The 12,753-nt window shown below is 43.4% G+C and carries 10 protein-coding genes; all 10 read right to left on the bottom strand.

Annotated elements, in window-relative coordinates:
• Positions 1-163: 163 nt before the first annotated feature.
• Positions 164-2,425, bottom strand: coding sequence for an NADP-dependent malic enzyme (locus NG22_RS13455; RefSeq protein WP_053406200.1), 2,262 nt, complete (start codon positions 2,423-2,425; stop codon positions 164-166).
• Between the two features lie 107 nt (positions 2,426-2,532).
• On the bottom strand, positions 2,533-3,648 hold the full coding sequence (locus NG22_RS13460; protein WP_082305082.1) for a DUF4837 family protein: 1,116 nt from the start codon (positions 3,646-3,648) through the stop codon (positions 2,533-2,535).
• A gap of 351 nt (positions 3,649-3,999) precedes the next feature.
• Positions 4,000-5,409 carry a lytic transglycosylase domain-containing protein gene (locus tag NG22_RS13465; RefSeq protein ID WP_053406202.1) on the bottom strand — a complete coding sequence of 470 codons (1,410 nt, stop codon included), beginning with the start codon at positions 5,407-5,409 and terminating at the stop codon, positions 4,000-4,002.
• Between the two features lie 12 nt (positions 5,410-5,421).
• Positions 5,422-6,846 carry an Asp-tRNA(Asn)/Glu-tRNA(Gln) amidotransferase subunit GatA gene (gene gatA, locus NG22_RS13470; RefSeq protein ID WP_053406964.1) on the bottom strand — a complete coding sequence of 475 codons (1,425 nt, stop codon included), beginning with the start codon at positions 6,844-6,846 and terminating at the stop codon, positions 5,422-5,424.
• Positions 6,847-6,984: 138 nt separating this feature from the next.
• Positions 6,985-7,161: a twin-arginine translocase TatA/TatE family subunit gene (gene tatA / locus NG22_RS17455; RefSeq protein WP_072159092.1), complete on the bottom strand. Its 177-nt coding sequence runs from the start codon at positions 7,159-7,161 to the stop codon at positions 6,985-6,987.
• Positions 7,162-7,256: 95 nt separating this feature from the next.
• Positions 7,257-8,468, bottom strand: coding sequence for a murein hydrolase activator EnvC (locus NG22_RS13475; protein WP_053406203.1), 1,212 nt, complete (start codon positions 8,466-8,468; stop codon positions 7,257-7,259).
• Positions 8,455-9,222 (bottom strand): DUF4292 domain-containing protein, encoded by a 768-nt coding sequence (locus NG22_RS13480; protein WP_053406204.1) that lies wholly within the window; start codon positions 9,220-9,222, stop codon positions 8,455-8,457. Before NG22_RS13480 ends, NG22_RS13475 begins: the two co-directional genes overlap by 14 nt.
• Before the next feature lie 76 nt (positions 9,223-9,298).
• A complete protein-coding gene (locus NG22_RS13485; RefSeq protein WP_053406205.1) occupies positions 9,299-11,062 on the bottom strand; it encodes a tetratricopeptide repeat protein in 1,764 nt (587 codons plus the stop codon).
• A 217-nt stretch (positions 11,063-11,279) separates the two neighbouring features.
• The gene (locus NG22_RS13490) at positions 11,280-12,290 is read right to left on the bottom strand and encodes a sugar nucleotidyltransferase (protein ID WP_053406206.1); all 1,011 of its coding nucleotides are present in this window, start codon (positions 12,288-12,290) and stop codon (positions 11,280-11,282) included.
• Between the two features lie 29 nt (positions 12,291-12,319).
• Positions 12,320-12,751 (bottom strand): dUTP diphosphatase, encoded by a 432-nt coding sequence (dut, locus tag NG22_RS13495; RefSeq protein WP_053406207.1) that lies wholly within the window; start codon positions 12,749-12,751, stop codon positions 12,320-12,322.
• Positions 12,752-12,753: the final 2 nt, after the last annotated feature.

Below are 12,753 nucleotides of genomic sequence, written 5' to 3' on the forward strand. Positions count from 1 at the left end.
TCGGGCTTTATTGTGAATACAAAGCTAATTGATTTGCTGACAATTCTTGAAAATTATAACAAAAACTAGAAGTAGCAAGCTCATGAAGCGCCAGAAAAACCGTAAAACAAAAAAGTCCGACCTCCGGGCCAGACTTTTTGTATCCTTATAAATTTTGTTTCTTTTACGCTTTTTGGGCTTCCACCACTCCAATAGCGGCCAGTTGTACGATTTCGCGTACAGAAGCCCCCATTTGTAATATCTGTACCGGTTTGTTCATGCCCATCAGGATCGGGCCAATCGCATCGGTCCCTCCCATCTCCATTAACAGCTTGTAGGCAATATTGCCGGAGGCCAGGTCAGGGAAAATCAGGGTATTGGCTCCTTTCTCTCCCAGCGCACTGAAAGGATAAATCTCTTTTTGCAATTCCGGATTAACCGCTACATTGGCCTGAATATCTCCTTCAATGATCAGGTCCGGATGCTGCTGTTTGGCCAGCTCCACTGCCTCTTGTACTTTTGTAGGGACGTCCCCCTGAGAGGAACCGAAGTTGGAATAGGAAAGTACGGCAATCCTTGGCTCAATATTGAAAGAACGGACACGCTCTGCCGTCAGGCTAATGATCTCCGCCAATTCCTTTGCGGTTGGATTAACGTTCACGGCGGTATCTGCAAAGAAATAGGGCTTATTGTTACTGGAAACAATGTAAAGACCAGCCACACGATCCACGCCTGCTCGCTTTCCGATAATTCGAAGATTCGGAATCAGCGCACTTGGATAATCCTGCGTCACTCCACCAACGACCACATCAGCCTCTCCGTGTTCCACCATCATGGAAGCAAAATTATTCCGATTGCGCATCTGCTTAATGGACTGCTTCATCGTGAGGCCTTTTCGCTTACGTTTTTCCCACATCAGCTGTCCGAAAACTTCCCGTTTGGCCTTCTCGATCATCGGATTGATCACCTCAACACCATCCAGATCCAGCTGTAGCTCTTCAATTCGGTTTTTGATCACCTCTGCATTCCCCAAAAGTATGGGGTGCCCAATGCCTTCATGCAAGATACTGTAAGCTGCCTGCAGCATTTTAGAAGATTCTCCATCCACCAATACCACACGTTTTGGATTCCTTTTGGCTGTGGAAATCAAATGACGAATGAGACTCTGGTGAATACCGATACGCTCTTCCAATTCTACTACATAAGCATCCCAATCATCAATCTTGGATTTGGCCACTCCGGATTCAATCGCTGCTTTCGCCACCGCTGGTGAAATTCGGCTGATCAATCTTGGATCAAGTGGCTTAGGGATCAAATACTCTTTTCCAAACGCAATGGTCGGATCATTATATGCCTGCTTTACCGTTTCCGGTACATTTTCCTTGGCCATTTCGGCTAATGCACGAACAGCGGCCAATTTCATGGCTTCATTAATTTTGGTCGCCTGCACATCCAGTGCCCCACGGAAAATATAGGGGAATCCCAATACGTTATTTACCTGGTTGGGGTGATCTGAACGCCCTGTTGCCATAATGATATCATCCCGGGAAGCCATCGCGGTTTCATAGGGAATTTCCGGATCCGGATTCGCCAAAGCAAAAACAATCGGGTCCTTGGCCATCGATTTCACGGCTTCCGGAGAAAGCACATTTCCTTTGGAAAGTCCCAGAAACATATCTGCTCCAGCAAGCGCTTCTTCCAATGTACTGACATCTGTACGATCAGTAGCGAAAAGTGCTTTACTTGGCGCCAGTTCACCACGGTCTTTTCGAATAACCCCACGGGAATCCAGCATCAGGATATTTTCTTTCCTGGCACCCAATGAAACATAAAGTTTCGTACAGGCAATGGCAGAAGCACCCGCTCCGTTCACCACGATTTTTAGCTGATCAATAGGCTTTTGAACAATTTCCAGCGCACTCAAAAGCGCCGCTGATGAAATGATGGCCGTCCCGTGTTGATCATCGTGCATCACCGGAATGTTCATTTGCTCGATCAGCTCCTGCTCAATCTTAAAACTCTCCGGTGCTTTGATATCTTCCAGGTTAACTCCGCCGAAAGTGGGTTCCAGTGATTTTACGATCTGAATAAATTTATCAGGATCTTCCTCATCAATTTCAATATCGAAAACATCTATTCCGGCAAATTTCTTAAAAAGCACGCCTTTTCCTTCCATCACCGGCTTGGAGGCTTCTGCTCCAATATTCCCTAATCCTAAAACGGCCGTACCGTTTGAAATTACGCCCACCAAATTTCCCTTGGCGGTGTATTTGTAAGAATTTCGTCGGTCTCTTTCAATCTCTAAACAAGGTTCCGCCACTCCTGGAGAATAGGCCAAGGCCAAATCCAGTTGCGTACTCATAGGTTTGGTAGGAACCACCTCAATCTTTCCGGGTTGCCCCTGCTGGTGGTAAGCCAGCGCATCCCGTTTTAATTTTTCCGACATATAAATGGTATTTGTTTGTTTATGATTTCATGCCTGCCTTCATTAAACCTTAGCGGTTTACCAAAAAACAGACAAGTGAGGGTTTGGTTATTGCGCGTTTGTGCTCCCTATTTCGCGGCACTTTGTTTCGGCAGTTCGTCAGAGGTTTGGAATGTCCACAAAATGGCTTCCAGTTCGCGGATTAACTCTCTTTTATTTCCCCCCGGACGGTAAGCAAATCCCTCAAGATAAAATAGTTTCTGTTGCGCTTCATCCACAATGGCATACCCAACATACGGACCACCCATTGCGATTTCATTCAATCTCCACAGCCCACGAATTTCTACGGCATATTTGCCATTAAAATCAACGGTCTTGGTTTCAGGCTTCAAAATGGTTTGGGTCAGCATGTAGGAATCCGGATCATCATTCCCCAATACATACTCTTTACAGACGCGATCACGGAAAGCAATAATGGAATCCGGCTCCAATTGGGATTCACTCACAAATGGGGTTTCTGTTAAGAAAAAGCTCTTATCAATTTTCTGTCCCGGGTTACGGAACCAGATAAACTGTTGCCCTTCGTCTGCCTTTTTATAAGCAAAGGGGATTCTCAATTTTACTCCAAATTTATCCTGAATATGTTTGCCCAATTCTTTAGACTCTTTGGAAGAGTAAATATCGGTCCGAATTCGTTTTTTCTCTCTTTCGTTAAAATGCTGTTGAATCACATCAGCATGCATCATGATTTTCCCAGCCAATTCTTCTTGTGTATTTCCGTAAAGGAACATGACCTCTTGTCCACGGGCGTATACGTCTTTGGCGACTGCCATATAATCTGAAGGATCCGTCGAAGACAATTTAGACAAAATGCTTTTGGGCATCGCCTGTTTGGTTAAATCTGCTGACTTAGAGTGGTTGTCAGAAGAATATACCCGAACCACATTGGCCTGAAACAATAGGGAAGCCGTAAAGTCTTCCGGTGTAATTCGTAAAATCTTGAATTTAGGCTCAGACTGTGGAAGCACGGCATAAGGACTTAAAAACACCTCATCAAGAGCATCTCCGATAGGGCCTTTCATGGAGGCGGAATCCATGACCAGTAAAATCTGACCGAACACTCCACGGGAAGCGGGTAAATACTCTTTTTTCTTTTTCTTGGAGGAAGTAGATTCACAGCCAAAAGCTGCTACCATCAATAAAATGGCCAATACACTTCCGAATGATTTATGAATACGCATCATCTGTAATGATTGATTGAAAAATATTTTCAGACCTGAATTATGCTGTTATAAATTTAAATGCAAAGTAATTATTTAAACCCGAATTACGCATGCTTAAATCCTCGTTTAGCTGCAAGGCAGGAAAAATGAAGGAATAGTTGCCTATTTCAGTTTTTCCCAAGGAAGCAGATCAATGAAGAGAAAGCAAGCTTGCCCAAATTTAGGCTATTAAAAATCAAAGAAAAATACCTGTAATTGATTGACGGCGGGATGATTGAGTGGTTTGCAGAATACAGTGGTAAATAATTCGGCTTAGCACCCTTCAAAAAAAAAACCGGAACTAAGTCCGGTTTCTTTTTCAATAAAATCTCATTATCCAATTTTGAGCTTCTGTCCTACATTCAGCTTATTGGATCGAAGACCATTTAATTTTTTTAATTGACTCACCGATACGCCTTCCAGCTTTTGGCAAATACTCCAGAGCGTATCACCACTTTGTACTACATAAACCTTTCCGCTAATGGTAGTAACCGATTTTGCACTGCTTTGGGTAGAAGTCGCTGACTCCCCGGCACTTTTGGCGATGACATTGGCCTGACGATCAAAATAGGAAGGTTTCACCCAAATGTCTAATCGCTGTCCGGCACGAATCATCGTGCCCCTGATATTGTTCCACTCCCGTATATCAGACACTCGCACACCATATTTACGTGCAATTTTCCCTAATACGTCCCCGGATCTGACACGATGACGAATTCTTTCGCGTCCGTAGACACTACCCGGAATATTCTGGGCTACCATATCAATCTCTTTCTGCCCATAAGTGGCAGAATCAAGTAAATATTCCTGATTGGCAACAAACTTCTCTGCGGCTTCTACCGGTAAAATCAGTGGGTAGGATTTTGCAAAAGGAGGAATCGCATCATGCTTTAAAGAAGGGTTTAACATGCGGATATCATCCGGACAAATATCCAACTGATTGGCCAATACCCGCAAATTCGTAAACTGACTCACCAATACTTCTTCAAATTCTGGTAAATAGGCCGGATCATCCACAAATAAATTATGCTCCTCTGCATATTTCATCATATAGGTGACCGCTACAAACTGAGGAACATAGGAACGGGTCTCACGAGGCAAATAATTATAAATGTCCCAGAAGTGCTTCTTTCCGGAACGTCTCATAGCCTTGCGCACATTCCCGGGCCCACAGTTATATGCCGCTAAGGCTAGCTCCCAATCACCGAACTGCTTATACAGATTAGTAAACATTTTACAGGCAGCTTCCGTGGCCCGATTCGGGTTTACCCGGTCATCATAATAAGACGTACGGTGCAAGCCATACTCCCTTCCGGTAAAATACATGAATTGCCAAAGTCCCATGGCTCCGGCATGGGAACGCGCCTCAGGGCGCAATCCCGACTCTACGATAGAAAGATATTTAAGTTCGTCCGGCAAACCATATTCCGCCAATTTTTCTTCAAAAATGGGAAAATACATGTAAGATTTCCGGATAATCTCCTTGGAATACGAACGGTCCCGAATCGTAAAATAATCCACAAAGTTCTTCACCTTCAGATTATAATTCATCGGAATTTCTGTAATCTCAGAAAGCTCCTCCATTCTTTCCCCTACCAGCTCAAAGCCAGGGTCAGGGATATACTCATATTGGTAGTTGGTGTGTACTACTGGCTGGCTATGTCGCCCATCAGGAAAATTTCCGGCCCAGGCACCCCCGAAGGATGCCAATAACAAACCATAAATTCCTAAATATTTCTTCATATCTCTGTTCCTCTATGCAGGAAGCAGCTTTTTTGAAAAGGCATACAAGTCAGCCTCCTTAAATGCTCCCCCCACGATCTGTAAACCTATTGGCATGCCATCCTTGTCCTCCCCATTGGGAATGGAAATGGCAGGCAGGCCACATACGTTTGCTAAAACGGTATAAATATCTGCTAAATACATCTCCAAAGGATCTTCAGAATGCTCTCCTATGGCAAATGCGGTTGTCGGAGTAGTAGGCATCAATAAAAAATCAAATTCGCTCAGTAATTGATCAACCTGATCCTTTACCAATCGACGCACCTTTTGAGCTTTGGTGTAATAAGCATCATAATAGCTGGCACTTAAAACAAAAGTTCCCAGCATGATTCTGCGCTTCACCTCTTCCCCAAATCCCTCCGATCTTGATTTCTTGTACATCGACTCCAAATCTGTGCCATTCGGAGATCGGTACCCGAATTTAACGCCATCATATCTGGAGAGGTTTGAGCTGGCCTCTGCGGTGGTTAAAATATAATAGGTGGGTAGAATGTAATCCAGGAGGGAAAATTCCACTGTTTCCACCTGATGCCCCTGTGCCTTCAGGGCATCAATTTTTTCCAGCGTCTTTGCCTTAACTTCTTCATTCAGTCCCTCAGACTCCATGGTTTCCCGAATGAGGCCGATTTTTTTCACCCTACCTTCCTCCAACAATTGCGTGCTATAGGCTGGTACCTCCTCACGAGAAACGGTGCTGTCCTGCTCTTCATATCCGGCAATAATTTCCAAAACCAACGCATTATCCTCTATGGAGCGGGAAATGATGCCGATGGTATCAAAAGAAGAGGCATAAGCAACCAAGCCATAGCGGGAAATCCGGGAATAGGTAGGCTTAAACCCGATGGTACCTGTGAATGCTGCCGGCTGTCGCACCGAACCTCCGGTGTCTGAACCTAAGCTTAGCAAGCAACAATCCGCCTGTACGGCTACTGCTGACCCTCCGGAGGAGCCTCCCGGAACTTTGTTAAGGTCTGCGGCATTTCTCACCGGGCCAAATGCTGAATTTTCATTTGATGATCCCATGGCAAACTCATCACAGGCTACCCGTCCGATGACAATGGCATCTTCCGCCAACAACCTTTGAACTGCCGGGGCAGTAAACTGGGATTGAAAACCTTTTAGCATTTTACTGGAACAAGAAAGCTCATGCCCTTCGTGACATAATACATCTTTAAGCGCCACGACCATTCCAGCCAAACGCCCGGCTGTTCCATCCTTCAGTTTTTGATCAATCCGATTCGCTTCTTGTAGAGCTTCTTCCTGATAAACTTCCAGAAAAGCATTGAGCTCTTTTTGTTGCTCAATATTTTTCAGGTAATACTTTACCAAAGCCTCACAATTTAGCGCTCCGGCACTTATTTCGGATTGAATTTCTGTTAGGTTATTGAATTTTTTCAAAGCGAGAAAATTAAAAACATGCCATAAAAAAAGAACTCCCAAAGGAGAACCCGTAAAAATTTGAACCTCTCCCTGCTGCATGGCATCAAAGAGAGGTTATTGTTTGCCTCGAAAAATTGTATTAAAAATCAGGACAGATTATTCCTTAATCTGCTTTCCTGCATCATCAATTTCGTCTTTTATCTCTTTTGTAGCGTCCTTGAACTCCCGGATCCCTTTTCCAAGACCACGAGCCAGTTCAGGAATTTTTTTGGCTCCAAATAAAAGCACGACTACAAGGATGATCACCACCCATTCCATTCCACCTGGCATCATAATTTTAAGTTTAAAATTGGTATTTGATTGTATTACAAATATACATAATATGCCTTAGCGTGCAAAAATGCCCGAAAAGGATTTCAAATTGAGTATCAACGGCTTCGCAACCACACTTGCGGATTAAGTTTCTCCTTTTGCTTCCAAACCTGAAATTGCAATTCTGACTTCCCGTCTGAGTCGGTATGCACCACACCTATCGGGTCCTTAGCATTCACCGCTTCTCCTACTTTCACCTTACTGCTTTCCAATTTGGCATAAACCGTGAAATAATCCCCATGCTGCACAATCACCACGGTATTCATTTCACCAGGAACGTAGGCCACGGTTTTCACCACTCCCTGATGTACTGCCCGCACCAGCTCTTGTTTACGGGTTTGAATATCCACCCCCGGATTCTCCACCACAACCCCTTTCAAAGCAGGATGGGGGTGTTTACCAAAGCCCTGACTGACAAAACCGGAGGCTACCGGCCATTCTAATTTTTTTCTGAAATTGGCAAAATCGGCACCTACAAAAGCAACATCAGCCTTTTTCACCGCCGCTTTTTTGGCAGATGATTTCTTGGCCAACTCAGTCCGAATCACATCTGCGATCAAATTACCCAGCTTTTCATCTGCCTTTTTCCGGTCTTTAAGCTCTTTGTTCAGCTTCCGTCCCCGGGTTTTCAGTTCCGCCAATACCGTTTTTTGCTTCTTCTGAAGATTTTCCAGCTCCTGGTATTCCCCCATTTGTGCGACCAAAAGCTGATCTTTTTCCTGCTTGGCCTCATCAATTTCTTCTCTTTGATCCTCCAGTGTTTTCTTCACAAGACTAATCATTTCCATCTGATTTTTTCTGGCTTTAGAATATTGGCGCATATATTCCAGGCGAAGCACAAAATCATGAAAAGTTTCTGCTGAAAATAGAAAGACTAAATTATTCTGGCTCAATTGGGATTTATAGGCGGTATGGGCCATTTCCCCATATTCCTGTTTCAACTGCACTAAATCTCCTTCCATCCCTTCGATGATATCCTCCAATTCCCCCATGCGCACGTTTAACTCCACCACCTCTTTATTGATGTTGGACATCATGTCTTTACGCGTTTTAATCTGCTCATTTAAGGCATTCAGCTGTCCCACGGTAGCCTTTTGGCTATTCATGGTTTCTGAAAGAATACGGGAAGTCTCTTCAATTTTTTTCTTATTGGCCTCTCGTTCCTTTTCTAATTGTTGCTTGCTTTTCTGTGCAGTCGCTTCAATTGAGCCAATGGAAAAAATAAAGGCGAAAAAAATCCAAAAGGGAAAAAATCTATTTCGGAACATAGCGGGATGTAACTTTGAATGGGAAGCTTAACTTCTTCTCATTAATATCCACTTTCTGAAACTCCACCTTCACATGAGTTGACAGTGTCCCTCCACTAAGCGGGTGAAACACCACATCGATCTCATTCTTAAAAGGAAAAATATCCGACTTCCGCTCCTTGCGGTTCATTTTTGCCGCCTTCTTATTCTCCTTTTTCTCCTGCTTATAGTTTTCTTTAGTGGTCTTCTTTTTATTCTTATTTTTTATTTCCTGAAAATCTGAATATTCAAGGGTTAGGGTATTGCCCGTTTTAGCCTGAATGGCCTGGGTACGCTGAATACGATAGGAGAGGGGATCCACCCGACTCAAATACTGCATTTCAGCCCTTTCCTGGTCTAACAAAAACACATTACTCTCGCGCTTGACGCGATCTTTATCAGCCTGTTGCTCAATTAAATCACCCACCAGAATGGACTGCAACACAAAAAAATCAAGCGCTACCTTATACTGCTCACTCAGTTGCTGATAGTCCAGGTAATAGACCTCTTTTTTCAGCTTATTCAGGATGGTGATAGATTCAGGCGTGAATTGAGCCCGGGCCACCTCCACTCCCAAGCCGGGCGTTACAGACATCCAAATAATGGAATCCGCTTTCATTCTTAAATTTACGGTGGCTCCTAACTCCTTCTCTCCATTATGAAAGTTGACTTTCATTTTACCGGAAAGGTATTCAAAATCCAGGCGATCCACCTGGAAATCGCTCTTTTCAACCAATCTAAAGCCGACATTTCGTCGGCTACAAGAAAAAATAAATATTGAAAATATCGCTAGAATCAATAGGGAACTACTCCTATTCATACAATTTCTGATGCTTAATCTTTTTATCCAACAAATCGGAAGCATCTCCTTTTACCTTGGCTTTCTCCCAATACTCCAGCGCCTCACTTTCCTCTCCTAATTGAAAAAGAACATCTCCATAGTGCTCCAAAACAGCTCCGGAAGTCTCTCCCAAATCTACTGCTTTCTTCAAAAATTCTTTGGCCGCCGGAAAATCGCCCATTTGATAGAGTACCCAGCCATAGGTATCCAGATAGGTTCCATTATCCGGATGCAGTTTAATCAACTTCTCGGACATCTGCTTGGCTTCCTCCAGATTTTCTTTTCTCAAGGATAAAAAATAACTGTAATTATTCAGAACATGCTCACTGTTGGGATCCAAATTCAGGGCTTCCTTATAGGCTTTATCTGATTTTTCATGGTCATCAATACCATTGTAGGCATCTCCTAACTGTCCGTAAAAAACGGTGGTCAGTTGTTCATTGTTAGAAGAAAGCTTTCGCCCCTGTTCAAATGCCTGAACCGCATTTTTATAATTTTTCTCCATCAAATAAGCCGTACCATTAAAGTAGTACAGCATCGCCTGATTGGGGAAAAGCTCCAAGGCTTTATTGGAATGCGCAATGGCGGCATCCATATCCTCTTTTTCAAAATCAATATTGATCACATTTTGCCATACGGCCAAATTATTGTCATCCAACTCCAAAGATTTCAGGTATTGCACCTGTGCATTTTCCCTTTCCTCTAAGGTGAAATAGTAATCCCCAAAAAGCGCAAATGCGGAGGCTTCCTCCGGATGCACTTTTACCAGCATTTCACACATCTGCTTTGCCTCTAATTTGGCATCCTCCTTTGGAAGTTGTTGAAATAAACTGACTGCATAAGGCAATTTAGCCTCAATCGTCAATTTGGGATCCTCCATTGCCATATGGATATTGGCCTTACCCACCTCATGCTCCTCTTGCTCAACTTGTATTTGCCCTAAAAGCATTCGGACTTCGGCACTTTTATTATCCTCCAAATAATCGGCTAATAAATCCTGTGCCTGGTTCAGGCGGTTATTGGAAATCAAAATTTCTGATAGTGCCAATACGAATTGAGGTTCATCCGGGAAGGCTTTGATCAATTTTTCACCTTCAGCTACTGCGCTTTCCAGCTTCCCTTGTTGAATGTAAATTTTCTGCTTCTGGAAAACCACCTGCTCATTTAAGCCATATACTTCTTCGACTTTATCCAAGGCCCCTAGTGCCTCATCAAACTTTTTTAGGTAAAGGTAAAGGCCTGCTAATTCAAAATTGAATTCATCGGTTTTCTCCACATTGGCCATCAAATCTTTGTACACCTGAATGGCTTTCTCTAACTCACCGGTTTTCTTATATACCTCGGCATTCACCAAATAATAATACTTATTGGTTTTATCGAGCTCCAAAGCTTTTTGAGCGTGGGTCAGGGCATCTTCATTCTGGTTTCTTCTCATCGAGATCTCGGCCATCTTAAAATGTGCCGCAGGATTGTTGGGGTCGTACTCGAGAGATTTTTCGAAATAAACATATGCCTTCACGAAATCATCCAGAATGTAGAACTTTTCTGCCTGAGCAAAGAACATTTCCGCATTTCGTAAATCCTTCTCCGTTGGTACCACTACCTCGGACTTTTGCTTATTCTTTTTACTTTTTTTCTTCTTCTTTTGAGCGATAGCCTGACCAGAAATTCCCCCTGCCAGCAAAAAAAACATGAGACTCAAACCAACAGCACGCAAAAATTTGGAAATGTTCATTAGTATATGCGTATGATTAAAATGTGATTCTTGGATAACAACTAGATTATCTTTGTAAAACGAAAATTACGGATAAACAGCTAATATCCTCCCCTAAAATTGAAAAAAGAAAGGGGACCATTAGATGGTAATCGGAAAAAATTGAAAAATAACAAAAAAGAAGGCAACCAGATCCTCGTTTGGAGCCCAATTGCCTTCTTTAAATATACGAGCGTGTTTACTCTGTAATAGTGTTGAAATCACCCACCGACATGGTTTTGGATTTCCCTTCGAATACGGCCTGGTTACCAATCATGGAATCTTTCAGAATAGCATGACTGATCTCACTGTCCTTTTGAATAATCGAATTCTCGACGCGGGAATCGGTAATTTCTGTTCTGTGCCCAACGGAAACATGAGGTCCGACAACGGAATTTATAATTCTGGCCTGCTTACCGATATACACCGGAGGAATAATTACTGAATTAATTACCTGAGCAGAAGCATCTACCAAACCAGCATCATCCTTAATGTATTCCAGGTAGCGGTGGTTCGTATTTACCGTAGCCGTTTTGTTTCCACAATCCAACCATTCCTGTACCGTACCAGGATAGAATTTAGTACCTTTTGAAGTCAGGTTTTCCAAAACGCGCGTGAGCTGGTACTCTCCGGAATCCATGATTTTATGATCAATCAGCTCAGCGATTTCAGCGCGTAAATCTTCCCCTTTCTTGAAATAATAAATTCCGATAATCGCCAAATCAGAAACAAAAGATTTTGGCTTCTCCACAAAAGCAGTGATCTGTTTTTCGTCATCCAGCTGTACGACCCCAAAGGCAGAAGGATCCTCCACTTGCTTCACCCAGATGATGCCATCTTTTTCGACATCCAAAGTGAAATCAGCTTTGAACAAAGTATCAGCAAAAGCCACTACCGTATTGCCTTCTAAGATATCCTTGGCGCAATAAATGGCGTGAGCGGTTCCCAAAGCCTCATCCTGATAGAAAATATGGCCCTGAGCCCCGGACTTTTCAGCAATCCCTTTAAGGTCTGCTTCCACATCCTCCCCAAAGTTGCGACCGATTACGAAACCGATATTGTCGATCTGTTCCGTGCAGACTTTCACGATATCCTCCACCAAACGCTCCACGATAGGCTTACCTGCAATTGGAACTAATGGTTTAGGAACGGTAAGGGTGTGGGGGCGCATGCGCTTGCCCATACCGGCCATAGGTATGATGATATTCATTGATTTAAAAATTAATGGTTTCTAAAAAATTATTTACCGGTGCTACCAAAACCACCCGCGGCTCTTTCAGAATCTTCCAACAACGCTACTTCTTCCCACTGAATTTGCTCATGGCGCGCAATCACCATTTGCGCTACACGCTCTCCGTCTTTCACCACAAAAGGCTCATTGGATAAATTCACCAACAACACTTTCACCTCTCCTCGATAATCGGCATCAATCGTTCCGGGGCTGTTCAATACAGATAATCCGTGTTTGAATGCCAGCCCACTCCTTGGGCGAATCTGAGCCTCATAGCCAACAGGCAATTCCATAAACAAACCAGTTGGCACTAAAACGCGCTCTAAAGGCTTCAATTCAATATCCTGGTCCAAATTAGCATTCAGATCCAGTCCGGCAGCAGCAGCAGTCTGATACTGAGGCAGACCGTGCTTTGATTTATTAATTACTTTAACTTTCATCC

This window comes from Persicobacter sp. CCB-QB2 (assembly GCF_001274635.1).
In the GTDB taxonomy this organism is placed as follows: domain Bacteria; phylum Bacteroidota; class Bacteroidia; order Cytophagales; family Cyclobacteriaceae; genus Persicobacter; species Persicobacter diffluens.